The organism is uncultured Campylobacter sp. (assembly GCF_938045345.1).
Taxonomy (GTDB): domain Bacteria; phylum Campylobacterota; class Campylobacteria; order Campylobacterales; family Campylobacteraceae; genus Campylobacter_B.
Genome location: NZ_CALIMS010000004.1, coordinates 109,090 through 133,113, shown reverse-complemented (window position 1 = coordinate 133,113; position 24,024 = coordinate 109,090). Strand labels below are relative to the sequence as shown.

At 48.0% G+C, this 24,024-nt stretch carries 15 protein-coding genes; 14 read left to right on the top strand and 1 reads right to left on the bottom strand.

Annotation, left to right across the window (positions count from 1 at the left end; genetic code table 11):
- The first annotated feature begins 412 nt into the window (after positions 1 to 412).
- The 12 genes from Q0144_RS00875 (at position 413) to upp (ending at position 11,762) form a co-directional block, all read left to right on the top strand.
- Complete coding sequence (locus Q0144_RS00875; RefSeq protein ID WP_297960544.1) at positions 413 to 1,342, top strand: MlaD family protein; 930 nt, start codon at positions 413 to 415, stop codon at positions 1,340 to 1,342.
- Between the two features lie 2 nt (positions 1,343 to 1,344).
- Positions 1,345 to 1,908: a hypothetical protein gene (locus Q0144_RS00870; RefSeq protein ID WP_005870378.1), complete on the top strand. Its 564-nt coding sequence runs from the start codon at positions 1,345 to 1,347 to the stop codon at positions 1,906 to 1,908.
- Entirely contained in the window at positions 1,905 to 2,459 is a 555-nt protein-coding gene (gene ruvA, locus Q0144_RS00865; protein ID WP_298060949.1) for a Holliday junction branch migration protein RuvA, read from the top strand. The genes Q0144_RS00870 and ruvA overlap by 4 nt, the downstream gene beginning before the upstream one ends.
- A gap of 23 nt (positions 2,460 to 2,482) precedes the next feature.
- Positions 2,483 to 3,514, top strand: a complete 1,032-nt coding sequence (locus Q0144_RS00860) for a D-alanine--D-alanine ligase (RefSeq protein ID WP_298060948.1) — start codon at positions 2,483 to 2,485, stop codon at positions 3,512 to 3,514.
- 60 nt (positions 3,515 to 3,574) lie between these two features.
- Positions 3,575 to 3,793 carry a type II toxin-antitoxin system Phd/YefM family antitoxin gene (locus tag Q0144_RS00855; RefSeq protein WP_177389042.1) on the top strand — a complete coding sequence of 73 codons (219 nt, stop codon included), beginning with the start codon at positions 3,575 to 3,577 and terminating at the stop codon, positions 3,791 to 3,793.
- Positions 3,783 to 4,520 (top strand): alpha/beta hydrolase, encoded by a 738-nt coding sequence (locus tag Q0144_RS00850; RefSeq protein WP_298060946.1) that lies wholly within the window; start codon positions 3,783 to 3,785, stop codon positions 4,518 to 4,520. Before Q0144_RS00855 ends, Q0144_RS00850 begins: the two co-directional genes overlap by 11 nt.
- Before the next feature lie 835 nt (positions 4,521 to 5,355).
- On the top strand, positions 5,356 to 7,134 hold the full coding sequence (locus Q0144_RS00845) for a Mur ligase family protein (protein ID WP_298060945.1): 1,779 nt from the start codon (positions 5,356 to 5,358) through the stop codon (positions 7,132 to 7,134).
- 242 nt (positions 7,135 to 7,376) lie between these two features.
- Positions 7,377 to 8,057 (top strand): DNA alkylation repair protein, encoded by a 681-nt coding sequence (locus tag Q0144_RS00840; RefSeq protein ID WP_298060944.1) that lies wholly within the window; start codon positions 7,377 to 7,379, stop codon positions 8,055 to 8,057.
- 98 nt (positions 8,058 to 8,155) lie between these two features.
- Positions 8,156 to 8,524: a pyridoxamine 5'-phosphate oxidase family protein gene (locus Q0144_RS00835; RefSeq protein WP_177389050.1), complete on the top strand. Its 369-nt coding sequence runs from the start codon at positions 8,156 to 8,158 to the stop codon at positions 8,522 to 8,524.
- A 275-nt stretch (positions 8,525 to 8,799) separates the two neighbouring features.
- Positions 8,800 to 9,573 carry an SDR family oxidoreductase gene (locus Q0144_RS00830; RefSeq protein WP_298060942.1) on the top strand — a complete coding sequence of 258 codons (774 nt, stop codon included), beginning with the start codon at positions 8,800 to 8,802 and terminating at the stop codon, positions 9,571 to 9,573.
- A gap of 377 nt (positions 9,574 to 9,950) precedes the next feature.
- Positions 9,951 to 10,544, top strand: coding sequence for a BON domain-containing protein (locus tag Q0144_RS00825; RefSeq protein ID WP_298060940.1), 594 nt, complete (start codon positions 9,951 to 9,953; stop codon positions 10,542 to 10,544).
- A 591-nt stretch (positions 10,545 to 11,135) separates the two neighbouring features.
- A complete protein-coding gene (upp, locus tag Q0144_RS00820) occupies positions 11,136 to 11,762 on the top strand; it encodes a uracil phosphoribosyltransferase (RefSeq protein ID WP_298060969.1) in 627 nt (208 codons plus the stop codon).
- Between the two features lie 1,223 nt (positions 11,763 to 12,985).
- Here upp and Q0144_RS00815 read toward each other — a convergent pair.
- Complete coding sequence (locus Q0144_RS00815) at positions 12,986 to 15,040, bottom strand: ATP-dependent helicase (RefSeq protein WP_298060938.1); 2,055 nt, start codon at positions 15,038 to 15,040, stop codon at positions 12,986 to 12,988.
- Positions 15,041 to 15,081: 41 nt separating this feature from the next.
- On the opposite strand from Q0144_RS00815, the gene Q0144_RS00810 reads away from it, so the two are divergent.
- Both Q0144_RS00810 and Q0144_RS00805 read left to right on the top strand, forming a co-directional pair.
- Entirely contained in the window at positions 15,082 to 18,720 is a 3,639-nt protein-coding gene (locus tag Q0144_RS00810; protein WP_298060936.1) for a transglycosylase domain-containing protein, read from the top strand.
- A 47-nt stretch (positions 18,721 to 18,767) separates the two neighbouring features.
- Positions 18,768 to 23,936, top strand: a complete 5,169-nt coding sequence (locus tag Q0144_RS00805) for an alpha-2-macroglobulin family protein (RefSeq protein WP_298060934.1) — start codon at positions 18,768 to 18,770, stop codon at positions 23,934 to 23,936.
- The last annotated feature ends 88 nt before the right edge of the window (positions 23,937 to 24,024 follow it).

Below are 24,024 nucleotides of genomic sequence, written 5' to 3'. Positions count from 1 at the left end.
AAATTTTAAAATAGCAGCGGAAGAATTTTAAATTTTAAACCTAGCGAGGAATTCTGGGCTCCGCAGAGCTTAAATTTTTAAAATTTAGACCTTAGCGGCTCAATCGAAATTTTAAAATTCAGGCGGGTCGTATTTAAGGGCGCATTTATTGGATAGCGCATTAAATTTTAAAATTTAAACGAGCAAGCGGCGTTAAATTTAAATCGGGGCGGTAGAATTTTACGCTAAAATACGGCGCGGCGATATTTTGAAATTTCAAAATGCACGCTAAGCTTTAAAATTTAAACTCAGATGATTCTGTGAATTTTGCGGCTATTTGAGAAAAGGCTAAGTTTTAAAATTTAAGCCCAAATGGCTATTTTAAGGCATATCGCAGGGCTTAAATTTTACGCTCTGAAATTAGGAGAAAAGATTGGAAAATAGAACTTCATACACGATAGTAGGCGCATTTGTTATGATCTGCGTCGCGGCTCTTACGGCATTTATGTGGTGGATGCTTACTAAGACCGACCGCGGCGAGAGCTACCGCTCCTACTATATCCACACAAAAGAGCTTCCCGTAGGCATTAAGGAGAATTCCGAGGTTAAATTTATCGGCGTAAATGCGGGTATCATCAAAAGTATCGACTTTGCCGATATCGAAAATGCGATTATTGAGATTGAAATTTCAGTAAAAAGCAAACTGCCGATCTCGCAAGATAGCGTCGCCAAGGTAGAATCTCAAGGCATCAGCGGAATCGCGTTTATAAATATCACGAAAGGAAGCGGTAAGCTTTTTCCGCCGAATGATAAAAAGCCGATAATTGCGCTGGATAAAACGCTTCTTGATAAAATCGGCTCCAAAGCCGAAGTCATCACCGATAGCGTGAGTGAGATGATCTTTAAGATTAACGGGCTGTTGTCTAAGCAAAATACCGATAAAGTGGATAGAATTCTATCTTCGATGGATAAATTTAGCGCCGAGCTAAGCGATGAGAAAAAATTCCAAAGCTTAGATGCGCTGCTTGCTAACGTAAATACTCTCATAGCAAATTTAAACGAGCGCGAGAAGGAGCTAGACGCGCTGCTAGATAATCTAAACGCCTTTGCCGTGAGTGCTGCCAATCTATCGAATTCACTGGATAAAACCGCAGGCATCATCACTAAGCGTATCGATCGCGGCGAGTACAATCTAAAAGCGATCTTGGATCCTACGCTTGAGGAGGCAAAAAACACTCTTCGCGAGCTAAAAAAATCGCTTAGAGAATTCCAAGGCGCGATGTTTAGGCTAGAGGACAATCCTTATGATTTCTTTTTTAAAGACACTTCTAAAGGCGCGGATCGCGACGATAAAAAGGAATAAAGATGAAAAATTTTATAAAGTTTACGCTTGCTGCGACGCTGGCGGCAATATTTTTAGGCGGCTGCTTAGCTAAGCAGGCTAAGCCATACACCTACTACGAGTTGCGTTATGATCAAAAGCGCTGCGTAAATCCTAGCGGTGCGCGCAAAAATATCTTTATCGACACCATCACGGCGACCGATCTCGTCGATAGGCGGGATATTTTAATAGTGGATTTTAGAAACCGAACGCGGTTCGCAAGCGACGCCAAATTTATCACGATGCCTAGCGAGATGGTATATAAAGCGCTGCTAGATGCGGCATTTTCCACCTGCTCGCTAAATCCGATCTTCGTGCCAAAAGAGCGGGATTTACGCCTAAAAACCAGTATCGTAGCGCTTCAGATCAATAACGATCAAGCAACCGTCACGATGGGATATGAAATTTTAAATTCTTTAGAAAGCATAAAATCGGGCATCGTCACTAAGCGCGTTTTCGTGCCTGATCCTAGCTCGCAAAGCATTTATAATGCTCTAAATTTAGCGCTTAATGAGAGCATAAACGAAATTTTAAAGGCTCTTAGATGATAGCGGCGATCGAAGGAATTATCACGCACAAGGAGCCCACTGCTTGCGTCATTAAATGCGCTAGCGGCGTGAGCTACGCTCTTTCATTGTCATTAAATACCTCCGCGAAGCTCACGCAGGGCAAGCTGACCGAGCTTACGTGCGTGCAAATTCTGCGCGAGGATGCCGATTTGCTGTACGGGTTTTTAGACGAGAGTGAAAAAAGGATGTTTGAAACCTTAATCAAGCTTAGCGGTGTAGGTGCAAGCACGGCGATGGCGGTTTGTTCGACGCTCGCTCCGCAGGATTTTGCGCGTTGCGTAGCTACGGGGGATGCTGCGACGCTAACTTCAGTCCCGGGTATCGGCCCAAAGACCGCTAGACGGATCATTGCTGAACTAGGCGATGCAAAGCTAATGGAATTCGGTCCTAGCGAGACTTATAAAAATGAAGCGGCGTCCGCGCTACAAAGCCTTGGATTTAAGCGCGATAAGATCAATCAAATTTTAGCGGGCTGCAGCAGCACGAATACGTCAGATCTTGTCAAAGAGGCGTTAAAAAAATTAGCGTAGAAAATAAAATTTGAAGGAAAACAATGAAATTTGGCATAGTTTTTGGAGCTCAAAGCTACGAGCACGAAGTAAGTATTATCTCGGCAATTGCCGTCAAAAATGCCCTAAAAGGCTGGGACTTGGAGTTTGTATTTTGCGATAAAAATCGTAAATTTTACCGCATTGAGGATAAAAATATGCGCGCGGCGTATTTTAAACAAGGTGGCTATGCTAAAGCAAAAGAGCTTAGCATCGGTGCGGGCGGATTTTTTGAGAGCGGAATGTTTAGCAAAAGCATGCTAGAAGTCGGCACATATATCAATCTAATCCATGGCTGCGACGGCGAGGATGGCAAAATGGCGGCGTTATTTGAGTTTTTTGGCATCCCTTACATCGGACCTCGCATAGAAGCTAGCGTGCTAAGCTATAATAAAATTTTAACCAAGCACTTAGCCGCAATCGCAAATGTAAAAACCTTGCCGTATGAGATCGTAAATCGTACTAGCCTGCCTAATTTTAATTTTCCGATCATCGTTAAGCCCGCTCATTTGGGCTCTAGCATCGGAATTTCGGTAGCCAGGAACGAAAGCGAGTTTAGCTACGCGCTGGATCAGGCTTTTGAGCTGGACGACAGCGCGATCGTAGAGCCATACTGGGAAAACGTAAAGGAATTCAATCTCGCAGGCGCTAAAATAGACGGCAAAATCGTATTTTCAAATATCGAAGAGCCGAAAAAAGAGGGCTATTTAAATTTCGATCGTAAATATTTGGATTTTTCGCGTAGTGGCGCGATCGAGCCCGCTCGTCCTGGCGCTTTATTAGAGGGTAAGATGAAAGATGCCTTTACGCGGCTTTATAACGCAGGATCATTCGATGGCGCGCTAATTCGCTGCGATTTTTTTGAAAAAGAGGGTGAAATTTATCTAAACGAGATAAATCCAAACCCAGGCAGCCTCGCAAACTACCTATTTGATGATTTCTCCGAGGTTTTAGCAGCTCTTGCTTCGTCGCTGCCGCCGATGAGACAGATCCCCGTAAGCTACGAGCTGATCACCAAAATCACCGCTAATAAATAGCCAATCGTTTAAAATTTTACGCTAAATTTTGCGTAAAATTTTACTCTAAAAGGTCGAGTTATGATAAATCAAGACGAAATTTACACCGCTACCGAGATCGTGCGCAACTTCAGCACCGTTTTAAACAAGATCAAAAACCAAGAGATCAAAAAAGCCCTGATCGTCAAAAACAACAAATTCGAAGCTGTGATGATCAGTATGAGCGAGTTTGAGCGGCTCGAAAAAGCAGTCGAGCTACTCAAGGCCGTTTACGCCAAAAGGAGCGGCGGTGGCGAGTAAGGAGCTCGTCTGCGGTGGCGAAAGATACAAAATCAGCTACGAAATTTCAAACCTGCAGCGTGCCGAATATATTTTGGTGCTGCACGGCTGGGGCGCAAACAAGGCGCTTATGTCTCGGGTTTTTGCGGACAAGTTCCGCCGTTATGCGTTAGTGTGCGTCGATCTGCCGGGATTCGGCGCCAGCTCGCAGCCCGCGCGCGCCCTTGGCAGCAAGGATTACGCGGAGATTATGCGCGCCTTTATCGCAGTCTTCGGCAGGCAGCCCGCGGCGATCATGGGGCACAGCTTCGGCGGCAAGATCGCCGCATTGCTGGCCCCGCGCAATCTCATACTGCTAAGCAGCGCAGGTATCATCGAGCCGAAACCTTTTATCGTGCGCGTCAAGATCGCGATTTTTAAAATTTTAAAAAGACTTGGACTAGCGGGGCTTTGGCGTACGTTTGCGAGCAAGGATGCCGCAGGTATGAGCAAGACGATGTATGAGACGCTAAAAAACGTCGTAAATGAGGACTTTCGCGATATTTTTTCCGCGCTAAGCCCGCAAAATACGCTCATCTTTTGGGGCAAGGACGATCGCGCCACTAGCCTAAAAAGCGGCGAGTTGATCCACTCGCTCGTCAAAAATAGTAAATTTTATCCGCTGGCGGGGGATCACTTTTTCTTTTTGCAGAGCGCGGATTTTATCGGCGAGCAGATCGAAAAGGAGCTTAGCGGCAGCCAAATTTAACGATTCGGTGCCGCGCTAAATTTAAAACAAAACGTGATTTGGTGTAAATTTTAAAATTTAGCCGCGAAATTTTAGCGCCGCACCGCTAAAACCGCGCTTTAGGTACAAAAACAGATCGCGCGAATGTAAGAACGGGGTGCAATTTAAAAGCGTTTCAATGCGGCTTATCTTGCGGCGCGCGTTTTAAAATTTTGCAATCTGTTTGCGCCAAATATCGCAAGCCAAGGCGTAAATTTGGATTATAAAGTCGCGAGCACGCGGCACATATTTAAAATTTAGCGGCATAAAATCCGCTCTTTGGGCGCGCAGTTCAAAACGCAAAGCTTAAATTGCAGCGCGTTGCGTTAAATTTTAAAATTTTAATGCGGCAACGGATCGTTTCTGCTCTGTGTTTGCGGTTATGGTGGCTGTAAAAGACGCGGCAAAACCGCGTGCGTGTACCGAAAAGCGGACGATTAAATTTAGTCGCATAACCGTTGTATTTACCGCGACAGAAGGTCTATGTGCCGCAAATAATGCAAATCATCGCGCGAGATAGGGCTCGATGTCGCAAGATACGCAGCGTGCAAAAATTTCAGGTTGCGAGAGATGGATGCTGCGCGGTATCGAAAATGCAGACGGCGCGCGGTAGCGCAAATTTATCTAGCGTGGCTCGTGCAGCTAGCATGAGAGAATGAATTTGCAAGCTAGCGAAGTTTGCAAAACTAGAATTTTCAAAGCGAGAATTCGTAAAAGTTGCAAATGAAGCCAAATGCCGGTTAGTCTGAGCTCGCCGCGTTTGCCCGCACAGGCTCGCAAAGCGGGCGCCTAAACTTATAAAAAGGAATTTTAAAAGATGAATATAATATTTTTGATCGCGCATGCGGCATTCATCCTGATGCTCGGCTTTTATCTGATCACCTGCCTGCAGTGGTTTTCATACAAGCCTGCACGCATCATCTTTCACTTCACCAAACCCGCGTGGCACCTCTATTTTTTGATTTTGCCGTTAGCGGCGTATCTTGGCTGCGAGGTCGCGGCGAGCCTCTGCGCGGCTAAATTCGGCGCCGCGTCCCTCTATGCTCTGCACGCCGCTAAAATTCTAATCGTCGCGGTCTATGCGCTAGCGCTTTATTTTTGGCAAAGAGGGCTTGATAAAAAGCTCGTCTTTACGCCGCGCGTGAAGCGATTTTTTGCGATTTTGGCGGTTTGTGTGTTTAGCTTTAACGCCGCGTTTTATGCCGCGGGGGGGCCGATTTTGCCGATCTTTTTACCGCTCGGCGCCGCTCTTGCGGCGAGCTTTGCTTACGAGCGGGCGCAGGCTGCGAAATTTAAGGCCGCTGCGCGCAAAAAACTAGCCCAGATGCCCTCGCTTACGATCATTCAGATCACTGCGAGCTACGGCAAGACGAGCATTAAAAACTTCTTGTATCAAATTTTAAAAAGCGACTTTCGCTGCTACAAGACGCCGCGCTCGGTAAACACGCTGGCAGGGCTCGTGCGCGACGTAAACGAGGCTCTGCCCGCAGATACGCAGATATACATCGCCGAAGCAGGCGCCAGGCTAAGCGGCGATATCGCCGAGATCACCGAGTTTTTGGCGCCGCAGATCGTCGTCGTGGGCGAGATCGGCGCGCAACACATCGAGTATTTCAAAAGCATCGAAAACATCCGCAAAACCAAGCTCGAAGCGCTCACGAGTGCGCGGCTAAAGCATGCGTTTTTGCACAGCTGCACGCAAAAAAGCCCGAGCGAGTGCGTCACTATCTACGACGAGGGGCTGGAAATTCACGGCGCGGATCTGGACGGAATAAAATTTAGCCTTAACTTGTGCGAGAATGAAAGCGGTGCGAGCAGAGAAAATTCTGCGCTGCACGTAGGCACATCTGCCGCAGAGGGCGAAGAGCAGGGCGATTTAAGCCTAGATGCAGGCAGTGCGATATACGCAGAAAAAGACAAAAATTCTAAAAATTACGGCGCCGATTTTAACGATACAAATTCCATATCCTGCGCCAAACGGAGCGAGCAAGAATTTTGCGAACAAGCCGCCCGTGTCGCTAGCGACGATAAAATTTGTAGCGGCAAAGAGCAGGGCGTGCAAGAGGCTCCAAACGGGCGGAGCGAACATGGAAAGAGACATGATTTTTTTGCGCCGATTTTGGGTAAATTTAACGCCGCAAATCTCGCCGCGTGTATAAAGATCGCGCGATTTTTAGGTCTTAGCGCAGATAAGATCAAAAGCCGCGTCGCGCACGTAGGCGCCGTCGAGCACCGCCTCGCGCGGCTCGATGCGGGCGGCAAGATCATCATCGACGATAGCTTCAACGGCAATCTAAGCGGCATGCTGCAAAGCTACGAGCTGATGCGAAGCTACGGCGGGCGCAAGGTCATCATCACGCCGGGCATCGTCGAGAGCACGCGCGAGGACAACGAGACGCTCGCCGCTAAGATCGATGAAATTTTTGATCTCGCGATCATCACGGGTGAGCTAAATTCCGAGGCGCTGCAAAGCAGGATAGATCCAAAAAAGACTATCGTTTTGAAAGATAAGCGCGATTTGCAGCGGGTTCTGAGCGAAAATACGCACAGCGGCGATCTGATTTTATTTTCAAACGACGCGCCGAGCTTCATTTAAGCGGCTTTGGCGGCACAACTTGCTCTGCCCTGAGGCATACTGCGCGATTTAGCAGTCGCGTTTTTTAGGCAAAAGACTTTGAGCGGGTGCGGCGAGCGACTTGAACGCGATCTATCGGGCGATTGGTTTGAGTGTGCGGCGCGATCTGTTTAAATAAAAGTCCTGTGCGGCGAAATTTCGGCGCGCCGAGATCGACTTGCGTTTGGTGGGTAAAATTTTAAATCAAAATTTAAAGGAAAGCTATGGATTTACGAGAAAAGATGCTAGGGCAGCTGCGGGCGCTAAGCGAGGAGAAGTTGGCGAAATTTTCGCAGCGCCTAATACCCGCGCCGCAGATTTTGGGCGTACGCACTCCCGCACTGCGTGCGCTTGCCCGCAAAAGCTTCGCTGCTTTTAGCACGGCGGATGAGGCGCGGCGCGAGCTGCAAAAATATAAGCCATTTTTTCACGAGGAGTTCGTGCTAAAGGGCTTTTTCATAATGTTTTTAAAACAGGATGAGGCGAAATTCGCGCTTGCGAGCGATTTTATCAAAACGATGCCTAATTGGGCGGTTTGCGATATGTTCGCTCCGAAATTCAGGAACGCCTCTTGTGCAGACGCGCTACTAAAGCAGGCTAAAAATGGCGTGGACGAGTTTGAGCGGCGATTTTTCTACGTTTATTTTATGCAAAATATGAGTGCGATCTCGCCCGAGGAATTTTTTGAAATTTGCGCCGCTGAAAGCGACGAGCGGTACTATGTGCAGATGGGCGCGGCGTGGGCGATAGCGGAGATGTTTATCAAACAGCGCGAACCTACGCTTGCGTTTTTGGCGAGCAAGCGGGTGGCTAAATTTATCCAAAACAAGGCGATTTCCAAGATCCGCGATAGCTTTCGCGTAAGCAAAGCTGACAAGGAGGCGCTTTTGAAGTATAAAATTTAACCGCGGCGGAAAGTGGCGGAGGTAGTTAGAATTTCAGTTGCGCGCGGGGCTTGTCAGCCAAAATCGCGAGCTTTAAAATGTAAATTTAAGGAGAGAAAATGTTTAGCAAGGAATTTTTGGAGATTTTGAATTATGAATGCGCCGTGGGTATCGCTACCTGCGCGCAGGGCGAGGCTCACATCAGCAATACGTGGAACAGATATCTCGTCATTAAGGGTGATCGCATCCTCATCCCCGCTGCGGGTATGAAAAAGACGCAAAGCAACGTGGAGGCTAATCCGAACGTCGAGCTTAGCGTCGCAACGAAGGAGCTAGCAGGCAGGTTCGGAGCGGGGCGCGGCTTTGTAGTGAAGGGCACAGCGCGCTTTATTGATAGTGGCGCAGAGTTTGAAGAAACGAAGGCGAAATTTCCATTTGCTACGAGGCTACTTGAAATCACGGCTAGTAGCGTAAAACAGGTGCTGTAAGCCAAGCGGCGCAGTTTGGGTGGAATTTACGGATGAAATTCCCGATGAAATTCCGCTGCGAGCTTTACGATGGAATTTTGCCGTGAAATTTTATCGATGGAATTTTAAAATTAGTAAAATTTTATCGACGAAATTTCGCTTCGCCGTAAAATTTTAAAGCGAGCGAAATTTTAAAGCGGGTAAAATTTCAAAGCCCGCAAAATTTCAAAGTCTGCGAGATCCATAAATCTCGTTCAAATTTTTAGAGCGTAAATTTACGCATTGAAAGGAAAAATATGAAACGATTAGAGGGCAAAACCGCCGTAATCACTGGCGGAAGCGACGGTATAGGGCTCGGCATCGCAAAGTGTTTCGCCGAAGAGGGCGCAAATTTGATCCTGCTCGGCAGAAGCGAGGAGAAATTAAAAATCGCGCAGGAGGCCTTGTGCGGTTACGGTGTGAAAATTTACGCCGCAAGGGCGGATTTGGCGCAAAGCAAAACGATAAAAGGCCTTTGCGAGCGCATTTTAGCGCTACCTCTTAAGATAGATATCCTTGTAAATAACGCCGGATTGGGAAAATTCGTACCGTTTGAAGCGACCGACGAAGTGCTGCTGGACGCTCATCTAAACCTAAACATCAAAGCGCCCTATCTGCTTACTCAGGGGCTTTTGGGTGCGCTTGCGGCTAGCAAGGGCTGCGTGATAAATATCTCGTCGTATTTCGCGAACCGAATGCTCGTGGGGCGCACCACGACGGCGTATTCGATCACCAAAGGCGCACTAAATTCTTTCACCAAATCGCTTGCCTTTGAGGTCGGCAAACTCGGCATTCGCGTCAATGCCATAGCGCCCGGAAGTGTGCTAACGCCGCAGTTTGAGCGAAATTTAAGCGCGCTTAGCCCGCAGGGGCGCGAGGCGTTCGAGCAGATGGTGCAAAATATCTATCCGCTCGGCAAAATCGGCAGCGCGCAGGATATCGGCGAGGCGGCGGTGTTTTTGGCGTCGGATGCGGCGAAGTGGGTCAGCGGCGCGATATTTGCGATAGACGGCGGGCTTACGACGAATTAGCCGCGACTGGGCGGAATTTTGGGCGCGGGTTTTGAAATATAAAATTTTACAGAGGCGAATTTCGCCGCGAGAAATTTACCCAGTAGAATTTCGCAGCGGCAAATTTGCAATTAAATTTAGCCACGTAGAATTTTACGGCGACGAATACTGCGCGTGAAATTCCGCCGTGGCGAAAGCGCAAAATTCTGCAAGCCGTGCGAATTACAACGTAAATTTTAAAATTTGCGTTGTAAAATTTTACAGCGTGCGGTTTGGGCGGAATCTCGCGGCGCAAAATTTAAAGCTGCGGCAAAATGGCGCCTGCGGGGCTAAATTTAAAAAAGCGGAGCTAACGACCGGCTTTAGATAATTAGAAATTAAACGAGATTGGAGAGGGCTTGAGGGTTTTGTTTCTAGCGATTTTAGCAGTGTTTTTGAGCGCGAACGCGGTGCTTTTTAGCTCGTGCGCGGCTCCGCTGGCGCCCGCGGGTAACGCGCTTAGCGTATACGACATCTACTCCGTAGCGCGCGACCGCCGCAGCGTGAGCGAGGTCGCTAGAGACAAACTCATCCAGACTAAAATCCAAAGCAAAATTCTATTTACCAAAGGCCTTAGCAGCTGGGATCTGGAGGTCGAGTGCTTCTACGGCGAGGTCTATCTAATCGGGCTGCTCGATAGCGAAGCGATGCGCGAGCCGCTGCTTGCTTTAGCTAGGCAAACCGAAGGCGTGCGGCGCGTGCATACCTATCTGCGCGTCAAAAAGTCCGAATATCCGTGCAATTCGTTTGAAATTTTTACAAATTTAAAGAAAAATCTCTTTTCCGATACCGACGTTTCTGGCACTGCGGTGCGCGTGGCGATCGTGGGCTGCGACGTGGTATTTAGCGGCGTAGTGAGCGACATCGAGCATGAAAAGCACGCGATCTGGTACGCGACGCACGCGCCCGGGGTGCAGGACGTGTATTCGTTCCTGCGCGTGGTGAAGGAGTAGGGGCTTTGCGGTTAAATTTAATCGCTTTAGCACGGCAAATTTAACAACTTGCGGCGAGTTAAATTTAAAAGATACGCGCTCGGTTTATTTAGCTTGCTTGCACAGCGCCCGCATCTATGAAATTAAAATTTTATCGGCGCGCAAGATGGCGGGGAATTTTAAAATTTGGCTCACAAGCGCGAGCATTAAGTAAATTTAAAGCTGCCTCAGACGATAATTTCGCAGATAAAATTTACACCGCAAGCGCTCGCCGAAAAGTAGCGCTAGCGTGCCGATAGAAAGCGCGCCCTATTTAAATGGCGGCTAAATCAAAAGCGGCACGCGCGAGCTAAATTTAAAGCACTGCGTTTTAAAAGCACTAAATTAAAGCGAGCTGCCGAGCTAAATTTAAATGTCGCAACCGCGTGCATTGCGAGTGAAAATGAGCTAATTTAAAGTCGAGCCACCGTTATCGGCAAAATTTTAGCGCTACGGCGCTGGAGTTCGCATCAAAATAGATAATTAAAATGCCCAAGAGGGCGCAAAATTCAGTAAATTTAAGGAGAGAAAATGAGCCAAAGCCAAAAATGTACGTACCAAACCGCGTGCGAGCTGCCTAACGTGAGGCTTATCAAGCACCCGCTGATCGAGCATAAGCTCACGATCCTGCGCGATCGGGAGACCGATCCGTTTCAGTTCCGTATGCTCGTCGATGAGATCAGTTACCTGATGATGTTTGAGGCGACGCGGGATCTTGCGCTGCGCGAAGTGAGCGTGCATACGCCCGTGGCGCAAACCAGCGCGTATAAGCTCGCTACGAAGATCATGATCTGCCCGATTTTGCGCGCTGCGCTTGGAATGCTAGATAGCGTATTTAAACTCATGCCCGACGCTAGCGTGGGATTTTTAGGCTTTCAGCGCGACGAAAAGACCGCGCAGGCGGAGTTTTTTTACGCCAAACTGCCCACCGACGCCGCGGAGCGCACTGCAATCATCATCGATCCGATGTTTGCGACCGGCGGCACGGCGATCGATGCGGTGAAATTTCTGCTGAAAAACGGCGTTAAAAAGATCAAATTTATCTCCATCATCGCAGCGCCCGAGGGGCTTCATAAATTTAGCGAGATCTACCCGCAGGTCGAAGTTTTTACCGCGGCGATCGACGAGAGATTAAACGAGCAAAAATATATCGTGCCGGGTCTCGGAGACGCGGGAGATAGGGTGTTTAATACGCTGTGAATTTGCGCAGCGAAGGACTTTGCGCTGCGTTAAATTTGCGCGGACAGCATTTTATACGGCGATAAATTGATCGGTAGCAAACTTTACCGGCAATGGAATTTTACGCGACGCGAAATCTATTTAACAAATATGCGAGTTGTCGCCGCTCGGAATTCCGTCGCGCCAATAAATTTGGCAGGGCGCGTATTTTTACAGCGTGCGCAATACGTAGTGAAATTTAAAATTTGTAGCGCCGTAAATTTAATGCACTTTAAAATTTTAACTCGTCGTAGAATTTGCGGCATTTTGGAATTTATTAAATAAAATTTGAGCTCCGCGATGTATAAAACACATAAATTTCAAAGTAAGAGAAAGATGAAATAGGGCGGCGGAATTTTATTGCCGTCGAATTCTGCTGCAAAATTCTAGCCGTGCGAGATTTCACGGGGAATTTACCGCGTCAAAACTTACGGCAGAGCGGTAGCAAAATTTTAAAATTTAGCTCGCATTTGCGGCGTAAAATTTTGCAACCGCCCGCGCCGCAAATATCACCATTTTAAACCGCCTTTGATTGCACTGCCACATAGCTCGCGCGCAGCTCGCAAAAAAATTCCGAGCAGTCACGCTTTTCATAGCAGCTTAAAACCCAGCCGTCGCCTACAAAATTTATCGAGCCGCAAAAATAACAAGTTTAAAGCCGCTGTATTTTGCGACCAAGAGCGATTTTACGCTTGCGAGCCGTGGAAATTTTGCGCCGCTATGCTGTTTTAGGCGCGATTCCGCCCTACTGCCGCCCAGTGCGAGCGTGACGAGCGCGAAATCTTGCAACCCGCAGTGAGCTATCGGTAAAATTTCAAGTAAGAGTAAAATTTCGCCGCTATAAAGTTAAAATCGTCCTTAGGCTCGGGAGAAATTCTAAAATGGCGGACGGGGGTAAAATTTTATCGCTAGGCCGTATGTCGGGCTCGAATTTGGGCAAAATGTCGATAAATTTTGGCTCGCAAAAGAGCCTACCGCTTCGCAATTCTAACTACGCAAAATCACGCTTATATTGGCGCCGTAGCGTCCGCGTCGCAAAAATTTACAAATCGCAAAATTTACAAAAATCGTGCGGCAAAATTTTTACCATAACAATCCGATAAAGAAGCAGGGCGGCGCGTCAGACGTACGCGAGAAGTAAAATTCTTACCCAAATGATCCGCCCGCGCTAAAATGAAATTTAAAATTTATCGAGCAAAATTTGCTTACTTCACCAGACCTGCTTCCCTTAAAAAGCAGCTAGGCTCGTAGCTAACTTTTCTGATCTTATCAAATTTCGCGTAGCTTAATACCAGCTCGTCGCGCGCTCTGGTGACCGCCACGTAAAAGAGCCGCCGCTCCTCCTCCAGGCTGCCGCCCATCGCCATTAGCTTGAGGTTCGGGAAACGGTTTTGCGCCAGATCAATGAGATAGACGCCGCAAAACTCAAGCCCCTTGCTTGCGTGTACGCTGAGCAGATTTACCCCCTCGCCCTCGCTCATCTCCTTTGCGCCCAGGGTTATGAAGTTATAAAAGCTCTGCGGATCCAAGTATTTGCCGGCGATCTGCTCTAAAATTCCGCATTTATCATAGATGCGAGCGATCTCGTCCTTCTTGCGATCCTCGTCTATCTTGCCGTTTTTCAGCGTCGCGCGTTTCGTCGCGATAAAATCCGCCACGAGCGCAAAAAGGCGCGAGTCTTTGATATGCGAGATGAGCGTAGCGGACCTCGCAGCGGAGCCGCTTTTTTTAAAAATTTTATAAATTTCGTGCAAAAATACGGCGCCGCCCTCGGTAATTTTATTGTGTTTTAGAACCGGATGCGAGCGGAAAAACTCGTCAAATTCCAAAGCTTCAAAGCGCGATACCGAGCCGATGATGTCCACATCGTCAAAAAGCCCAAGCTGGTAGTTTTTCCTCTTTTTTTCAAAAATTTTAACGCTCTCATCGGGGTGCAAAAGACCTGCGTGAATGCTTCCGTGTCCAAGCGCGATTAGCGCGTCGAAAAGCTCCTTGCTCAGCGCGCTGCCGACGCCTCTTGCGTATTCGCACGTGCTCATAAATGCCATCATATCTTTGGGGTTTATTATCATCGCGAAGATGTCCGTAAAGGCCTTGATCTCGCGGCTTTCAAAAAAGCTCACGCCGCCTTTTCGCTTCGCGCCGATACCGAGCTCCTTAAGCGCGACCTCGACGCCGTCGGCGCTGGAATTATTGCGAAAGATGACGGCGATCTTTTCGCGTGGGGTGGTGCTTTGCGCGATCTGCGCGGCTACGTGGGCGTATTGCGCCGCCGTATCGTCGTAAACATGCAGCTTAGGCGCGCTAAATTTTCCCTCGCGGCCCACGATCAGCTTCTTTTCGTAAAGGCGCGGATTGTTCGCGATGACGCGGTTTGCAAGCGCCAAAATCGCCGAGCTTGAGCGATAGTTGATATTTAGCGCGTAAATTTTAGCGTCCGCAAAGCGCTTGCCGAAGCTGCCGATGATGTCGATGTTTGCGCCGTTAAAGGCATAAATGCTCTGATCAAAATCGCCGACGCAAAAAAGGCTTTTCGTCGCGAAGGCATCGATGAGGCTTCCTTGCAGCGAGTTCGTGTCCTGATACTCGTCCACTAAAATTTCATCAAACCGCAGCGGCGCGCCCTTTCGCAGCTCATGGCGCATTTTTAGCAAAACGTCGTTGAAATCGGCGTAGTTAAATTTCGCCTTTTCCTCTTCGAACTCGCGCAAAATATCTGCGTAAATTTCGGCAAATTCCGCCTGATCCTCGTAGTTTTTGCTAAACCACGTCTCAAAATCCGCGCTCATCTCCTTGTTTTGATACAGCGAATACACGTCGTACAGATACGCCCCGCCGTAGGGGCGCGCGTCGCTTACGTGATAAAATTTTCGCCTTTCTACGAGGCTTTTTAGCAGCGTCTTGAGCTCGGCGGGCTGCTTTAGGATCACGCCTTTGCCAAGCTCGCGAAGTAGGGCGTAGGATACGGCGTGGAAGGTGCCCGCGACGATTGCGGAGGTGATCTTTTTATCAAAATGCCGCTGCAGCCTCGCTATCATCTCGCTCGCGGCCTTATTCGTAAAGGTAAGAAGCAAAATTTTTCTAGGGCTCGTGCCGAGATTTAGCAGATGAGCGATGCGCGCGACGATGGTGCTGGTTTTGCCCGTGCCTGCGCTTGCGATTACTAGATTGTGCCCCGCAGGAGCGGTTGCTGCGGCGTATTGTTCGGTGTTTAGCTTAGCTAGAGCGTCCAAGATTATTCCTTTGCAAAAAGGCGCCATTATAGCCTAAAATCATTAAAATTCTTTGATATAATTGCGCGATGAAATTTCTAAAATTTACGTTAAAAATCGCGCTATTTTGCGCATTTGCATTCGCTGTGTTTTTGATCCTAGACGCGCTTTATCCGCTAAATTTGGATATGCTAAACAAGCAGAAGAGTAGAATTTTATATGACCGAAACGGCGAAATTTTAAATATGCAGATCAGCGACGATCAAATTTGGCGCTTTTACGCGAGCGCGGACGAGATACCGCCGCGGCTGAAACAAAGCGCGATCTACTTTGAAGACCGCTATTTTTACTACCATTTCGGCGTCAATCCAGCCTCGATCCTGCGCGCGGCTACGTATAATTTTACGCAAAATTTTACTAAAAAAAGCGAGGGTAACGTCGAGCGCGTCGGAGCCTCGACGATTACGATGCAGGTTGCGCGTATGATGCGCCCCAAACAGCGCAGCTACAAGAACAAAATCATCGAAATCTTCAACGCCTTTCAGCTGGAGTGGCACTTCAGCAAGGATGAAATTTTAGGAATGTATTTTAACCTCGCCCCATACGGCGGCAATATCGAGGGGGTCAAGACTGCGGCGTATTTTTACTTCAAAAAGGACCTGCGCGAGCTTAGCAACGCTCAAATCGCGCTTCTTAGCGTGATCCCGAAAAACCCGAACAAAAACCGCCTAGACCGCAGATCAAACATCAACGCGCTTAAGAACCGCCTAATTTCGCAGCTGCGAGACGGCGGCGTGATCTCGCAAAGCGAGTATGAGCGCGCTCTTGCCGAGCCGTTTTCACCTAGACGCTACGCAGCGCCCAATTACGCGCCGCATTATGCACTGCTAGCGTTTAACAATTATAAAATGCAGAATTTTACCGCCAAAGATGATGCAAATTTCACTCAAAATTTAGAGCAGGACGGAGTGCCCGGCGCGACGACAGGGCAAGCAAGCTCGGCTGCGCGCAGAGCCGCGGCGGCGGCAGAGTCAAATTTTTCGGACGCGGCGAGCGCCGAATCAAGTTTTGCAGCTTTGACAAGAGCCGCGCCGAATCTATCCGGCTCCGTGAGTGCGCAGGCGGGAGTGGATTCGAAAGAAATGAATTCCAAAGAGGCGGATTTTAAAACAGATGTGCCGGGGAGTTTAAATTTGGGCAGACGAACGAGCCCAAATTTAAACGAGTGCGAAGGCGTAGAATTACAAGCAGGCGTAAAACCGAATGAACCGGAAAGCGTAAAACCAAATGAACGAAAGAGTGCAAATTTAGATGAGCGGCGAGATTTTATTGATGCCGCCCATCCGTCGCAAAACTCGCAAAGTCTAAATTTAAATGAGCAACGAGGCGCGGCGCGTTTGCCGCAAAATCCGCAGGCAGATACAGATTCAGGTAAAGGGCAAACCGAGTATTCGCCGCAAAATCCGAATGCGGATATAAATTTAAACAAGCAGCAGAACGCCTCCGGTGCCGCACATCCGCACCAAGAGCCGCAAAATTCGCAAAAGCTAAATTTAAACGATCGACAAGATAACGCACATTTGCCGCAAAATTCGCAGGCAGATACAAACTCTGGCGAGCGGCCGCGCGTAAATTTTATTGCGCAGACAAATTCCGCTTCGGACACTAGGGTGCAGGCGGATTTCGCTTCGTCGAACGCTAATGCTCGGACAGATTCTACTTCAGGCGCCAAAATACAGACAAATTCCATTTCAGACGCTAGTACGCAGACAGACTCCGCTTTGGACGCCAAATCGCGAGAAAATCCCGATCTAAACGCCAAGACGCGGGGAAATTTCGCAGGCTCCGAAGCGAGCTCGCAGTCCAAGGAGCAAACTGCGCTAGCGCAGGAGCTTGCGCGTCTAAACGAGGGTAAAATTTATTCAAGCTTGGATCTGAAAACCCAGATCGCGCTTGAGGGTTTTTTGAAAAGCGAGATCCTCTCTCTACGCGATAAGGGCGTTAGAAACGGCGCTGCGGTGCTGGTCGACAACGAAAGTATGAGTGTGATCGCCTACGTCGGCAGCCACGATTTTAGCGCTAATGAGGGGCAAAACGACGGCGTGCGCTCGCAAAAAAACGTAGGCTCGACGCTCAAACCCTTCATCTACGCCAAGGCCCTTGAGCACGGCCTCATCACCCCTTCAAAAAAGCTGATCGACGCGCCGATAACCTTCGCGGGCTACGTACCGCGCAACTACAACCAGGGCTTCATGGGCGCGGTGAGTGCGACTGACGCGCTAAGTCTGAGCCTGAATATCCCTGCGGTGAAGCTAAATTTGATGCTTGAGGGCGACGGGCTGTATGAGATGCTATCAAATGTGCATCTGGCGGAGTTTAGCAAGGATTATTACGGCGCAGGTATCGCTCTGGGAAGCATTTCGATGAGCCTAATGGATCTTACTCGCCTTTACAGCGCGTTTGCAAACGGCGGAAAGCTACGAAAGCTCGAAATAGCGGGCGTAAAGATCGGTGACGATGCTAAAATTTTAACCCCGCAGAGCGCCTACATCGTAACGCAGATGCTAAGAAACGCGCCGCGCTCCTACCTCGGCTCGGTATGGCAAAACACCCTAAACGCGCCGCCTCTGATGTTTAAAACGGGCACGAGCGCCGATGCGCGCGATCTCTACACCGTCGCTCTGACGCCGAAATTTACCCTCGGCGTCTGGCTGGGAAATTTCGACGGCTCCAAGACTAGAGATCTTAGCGGCGGCGTAAGTGCGGCAAAAGTCGCGTTTAATATGTTTGCCTTCCTCGATAAATCGGGCATGCTGGGCGAGGCGGAGTTTGCGCGTCCCGCAGGCGTGAGCTTGCGGCGAGTATGCACCGACGCGTACCGCGAAAAGGAGTGCGCTCAAAGCGCCGAGGATCTTACGATTGATGGAGTTGAGCCCAACGAGGAGTGCGAAATTTACGGCACGAGCGAGCTTTTTTACCTGCTAAAGCACGGCCTAGTCGATCCGCAAAAGGTGCGCGCAGGAAGGTGCGCGGCTAAATTTACCGCCGTAAAGCCCGTACTAAATGACATCAACGCCAAAACCTACGAGACCGGCGCGGACGGCACGCTGCGGCTAAAGGTGCAGTGCACGGCGGTTTTCGGCGAGCGCGTATATATCAGGCTAAGCGGCGGTTCACGGGAGTTTATAGCGCTAAATTCCACCGCGTTTACGAGGGAGAATTCCGCGGATTTGGATTCCAAGCATTCTAGCACGGCGCAGCAAGATAATTTAAAGCAGAATTTAGCACAGCAAAATTTTGCAGAACAGAATTCTACAGCACAAAATTCTATGCGACAAAATTTAGCGTCGCAGAATGTAAAATCACAAAATCTTACGAAGCAAAATTCTGCGGGATTGAATTTTATAGCTGAAAATCCAGCCACACGAAATTTGGCGTCGCAAAATTCTATCTTGCAAAATTCTACAGAGCAAAATTCGGAGGCTCAAAATTTTACAGCGAAAAATTTCGCGGATCAAAATTTCTCGCAGCAAAATTTCACGGCACGAGATTTTACCACGCAAAGCCTAGCGCCTGCAAATTCTAAAGTTAAAACGGGAGAATATTTTGCGCGCACTAACGGCGAGGCTTTTACGCTTAACCTCGGCGCAGGGGATTTTGAGCTTGGCTGCTTGGATGAAAATGCAAATTTCGCTAAAGCAAATTTTAGAGTAAATGAAAGAAAATAAAAGGTTAATTTGTATATAATTTCGTAAAATTTTTGCAAAGGAATTTTATGAAGACAAAACTACTAAGCGCAGCGCTATTTTGCGCTTTGGCTAGCTTTGCCGCGGGCGTAGAGATCAAATACGCTAGCGGGGCTTACGAGATTAGCGGGGTGGACGGCAGTGGATTTAGTGTCACGCAAAAGCAGATCTTAAAATGCACTCCCAAAATCACGGGCACCTACGAAAGCGTGAGCGAGAGCTCAATCAGGCTCTATCCTAAGCCGATGCTTAGCGCCGGGGTTAATTATTCGTGCGAGGCGCGCGGGGTGCGCTTTGAGTTCGAGACAGAGCCTTTTAGCACCGAGCATATCGCGCTTCTGCGTCCGGGGTTAGTGGCAATTAAATTTAATGATGCGGTTAGTAAGGATGCTCTACAGCAAGCGACTAGAATTTACCGCGCGCAGAATTTAGCCCAAAACGATATATCCTATGAGCTTAGCTCGCACGATGATCGGAATTTTTTATTCAGCTTCGATCCTAAGGCGCAAAACGTCGTATTGCAAATAGAATCCCTCACCTCAAAAGCGGGCGCAAAGCTGCAAAATCCAGTGGAGCTGCGCACGGATGAGGAGCCTTTTAATGATAGCATTAACGCTTCAAATTTAAGTGGCGTGCAGATCCGCCCTGCGGCTCTAAAAGACGGCTCACTTGCAGCTAGAGTGTGTTTTCCTAACTATATGGACGAGCTGTCCGCCAAATACGTAAGAATCGTAGGCGTGAGTAAATTTAGCCTCACTCAGCCGCGATATTATTATTATGACGAAGATGAAGAGGGCGGCGAAAGCGACGATCCTTCATGCTACTACTATGCAGATATAGTAAGCGACGAGTTTATGCCGAATAAAAGCTACGAGATTAGACTGCTAAAGGGCTTCGGAGATAGCTCATATATTTTGCGTGACGAGATCAAGCAAAGCGTAAAAATGGGCGACAGGCTGCCTTTCGTAGCCTTTAGCGACGAGAAAAATTTTATCCCAAAATCCGCTTCGTTAGCTTTTAAAAGCTCAAACGTAAATGAGGTTAAAATTTCGATTGCTAAAGTTCCTGAGCAAAATTTTAGGTATTTTTTAAACTTTGAAAGCAACGAAGATAGTGTAGGTGGGTTAGCTAGCGAGATCGCGGTTAAGAGCTTTGATATAGGGGGCGCTAAAAACGCCGTCGCAGAGCATAAAATCGCGATGGATTTTAAAGGCTATGAGGATGGAATTTATAAAATCACGGCGTTTTACAAAGTGGGCGAAAAGATGCAAGAGGTTTCGCGCGTAGCCTATCTTAGCGACATTACGGCTCAAGTGGTGCTGCTTGAGCGCGGTGCGCTAATTTATACTTCTAGGCTTAGTAATGGCGAGGAGCTAAGCAGAGCGAAGGTTAAAATTTACAGCGATAAAAACGAGCTAATCGTAGAGGATAAAACGGACGGAGATGGAATTTTGCGATTAGAAAATATGGAAATTCTAGCCAAAAATCCGCGCTCTATCGAGATTAGCAAAGGCGATGAGCATGCGTTCGTGCTGTTTAATAACGCCGTAGCAAGCGTCGAGAAAACGATTACTGCAAAGCGTCCGTTCGTTTATCTTGCAAGCGAGCTGATAAGTCCGAACGAGCGGCTTTTAGGCACGATCGTGATGAAAAATCGCGATTTTAGCTCTTTAAAAAATACGCCGATTAAATTTAAAATTTACGATCCTAGCGGCACTGTGGTCATCACGCGCGCGCAAAACACCGATGAGTTCGGCAGCGTTAAAATAGACGAGCTGATAGGCGAGAAAAGCGGCACTTACCGCCTGGATCTCATCTATGAGGACAAAATCATCGCTTCTAAAAGCTTCAGCGTAGAAAATTTCCTCCCAAACCGCATTAAAAATGAAATTCTCACTGCTAAAGACGAATATGGCGCGGATGAAATCATAACTTTAAAGCTAAGCTCAAACTATCTTGCAGGCGCGCCGGCTGGAGATTTGAAAGGCTCGCTGGAAGCAAACGCCTATGAAAAAGAGCTAAAAATTAAAGGCTACGAGGGCTTTTCGTTTCTAAACGATCGCTTAAAGAAAAAGGGCGCTACGCAGCTTCGCAGGGCAGAATTTACGCTAAGCCCCGCCGGTAAAAAGGAGCTTGCACTCTCGCCGGCAGCAGCTGATCTTAATGTCTCTAACGCCATAAATATTCTACTAAATTTCAGCGTAACCGAGGAGGGTAAAAACGTAAGTGCATATCGCAACCTAAGCTATCTGCCTTATGATCGTATCGTAGGAATTCGCGCGAACAAGGATTTTATTTCAAGCGGAGATAGCGTAAAATTCGGCTTTGCGCTACTAGATTCCAAAACTAAAACCGACGTCAAAGGCAAGATCGACGTTGAAATTTACCGAGACGATTTTACTTACGTTTATGACGGCAACAGATACGTCGAGCAAGAAAGCTTTAATCTCGTAAGCGCCGTTAGCACCGATGCGCGCGAGTTTGAGTACAAATTCCAAAACGGCGGCAATTATCTAATCGCCGCAAACGATTACTCAAGCGGCGCGAGTGCTGGCGTGCGCGTGGACGTAAGCGGCTGGGGATATTATGGACGGGTAAACGCTAAAGACGTGCAAAGCGCTAAAATCAAACTCGCAAGCGACAAGGTTAAAGCCGGAGATAAAATTAAAGGCGTCATCAATTCTCCGGTAGAAAGCGGCGTGCTAAATATCTCGCTCGTAGGCGAGCAGGTTTACGACTATAAAATTCTATCCATAAAAGGCGGTAGCGCGGAATTTGAGCTTAGTGTGCCGGAGAATTTCGTCGGCGGACACATCAACGCTGTAATCGCGCGCGCCGCGACACCCGCTGCGATGCCGCTTAGAGCCTATGCAAACGTGCCGGTGGCGCTAGATGCGAGCTCGCACAAGGCTAATGTGCAAATCCTAGCCGAGAAAAGCTACAAAAACGGGCAAAACGCGCAGATCAGCGTAAAAAGCGAGCCAAATTCCAAAGTCATACTCTACGCAGTCGATCTTGGAATTTTAGATATCGTCTCACAAGAGGAGCTTGATGCATTTAAGGCGTTTGACGTTAGCGCGTATTTTGCGATGCGATACTTCGACATTTACGATGATCTTAGCGTGTATCAAACTACTGCTAAAGAGCTAAGCTTCGGCGGCGACGGCGTGATGGCGAAAGCTAAACGGAATTTAAGCCCGGTCGAAAACAAAAAGCAGAAAAAATTTATCAAAATGCTGATCGCAAAAGCGGATGCAAACGGCGAGGCGAAATTTGAGCTTGCGATGCCGAAAAATTTTAACTCAACGATTCGACTAAGTGCCATGGCTATCGGAGAGGCGGCTACGATCGGCTCGGCAAACGTCGAAGCTAAGGTTCGAGACGACGTGATCATAAAACCGGCAGATCTAACCTACATGGTACGCGGCGATGAAATTTCCGTGCCGCTTACGCTCATCAATACGACTGATAAAGAACAAAAGGCGGTCTTAAAGATCAGCTCATCTCCTTCGGTTGCTATAAGCGGCGGTGAGGCAAATTTCACGCTCAAACCGCTTGAGGTCAAACATACGAACTTCACCGCGAGCGCACTTGATATTGCGGATGCGAACATTAAATTTGATCTTGACGCAAACGGGCAAAAATTTAGCAACGACGTGGAATTTGACATAATCAGCCAGTTCCCGCGCTCGAAGCTATTTCACGTAAGCTATGGCAATAAGCCGGTAACGCTCAAAATCGATCCGAGTTATAAAGAAATTTATACTCACATCAGCGCTACGCCTAATGCTTTTAGCCTAGCGGACGAGCTATATCTCTATCCTTACGGTTGCACCGAGCAGCTTACTTCAAAGATGGTAGCGGTTGATTATGTCGCACGCAAAGACTCCAATAAAACCTTAACCAACCGCGTAAACGAGTATGCAAGTAGAATTTTATCTCGCCTCAAACCTAGCGGCAGTTTCGGCTACTGGAGTGCTCACGGCGTTACTAATTACTACGCTTCGATTTACGCAAGCGACGTTTTACTAGAGCTTGACGCGCGCTATAAATTCCTTAGCAATAAGCAAAGATCGCTGATATTTAGCGCCTTAAAATCAGACTACGAAGATCAAGCGACGCTTCGAGTATATGCGGATTTCGTGCTAGATCAATACGGCAAGCTGGATGACGATGAAATAAATTTCATTTACGACAACGGCCTTTATGACAACTCGCCGATGGCTCGCATCGCTATGGCTGCGATACTTAAAAAGCACAATATGACGACCGAGTTTAACTTCATGCGTGAAAAAATAAACCAAATGGATTATGATTACGCCGAAGACGGAGCGGGCTTGACGTTTGCTAGCGACATAAGAGACGCTGCCTTTAAGCTCTACGCATTCGGCAAGGCGGGCATCAAAGACGATAGCACGGCTCGCACGGTCGATGCGATCATTCGCGATCTAAAAAATATAAACAACACGCAGGAGCGAGCGAGCGTCATACGCGGATTTGATGAGTATTTTAAGGACGCGAAAAAAGATATTAGCTTTGCTTTGAAATACGACGGCGAGACGAAAAATTTCAATTCGCCGCTGGATACCAAGCTTGCGGTTAAAGACGGCGCGATAGAATTTACGCCGATGAGCGGCAATGGCGAGCTATTTTTTACCGCTCTTGGCTTTGGATATGAAAGCGCGCCTTTAAAGCATGAGGCTTTGAGCATACAGAGCCTAAACGCTCATTCTATGGATAGCAAGAGGATTGAAATTTATCGTGAATTTATAGATGCTCGCGGCAACATAGTCGATCTAAACAAGCTTAAAGTAGGGCAGAAAATTTACTCTAAGATCAGCTGGCGAGCGAATTATTATCTTTATAATTTCGTAATCGATGAGGCGATGCCTAGCTGCTTTGAGGCGGTCAATGAACGCCTAGGCTCAGCTGCGCAGGCTAGAGTCGAGGGCATGCAAGATAGCGTGGCACTAGAACACACGGAGTATTTGTATGACCGAGTGCTTCGCTTCCCAAAAAGCGGCTATTTTTACTATGATCCACGAGACGGAGAGAATAGTAGCGGCGTCATCTATACGCCAATAAACGTGATTATGGCTGGCTCGTGCGCGCTTCCTGCGATCTCTATTGAGGATATGCAATACGAGCAGGTAAATAACTACGATCTACAAACGCTTAAATTTAAAGTCGCTCGCTAGGGGCGTAGCAATTTTAAGGCTCGGCGCGGATTTTGCATTAATTGCGATTTTCGCGCCGAGTGCGCTTTTGCGTTCACAAGCATTTTGC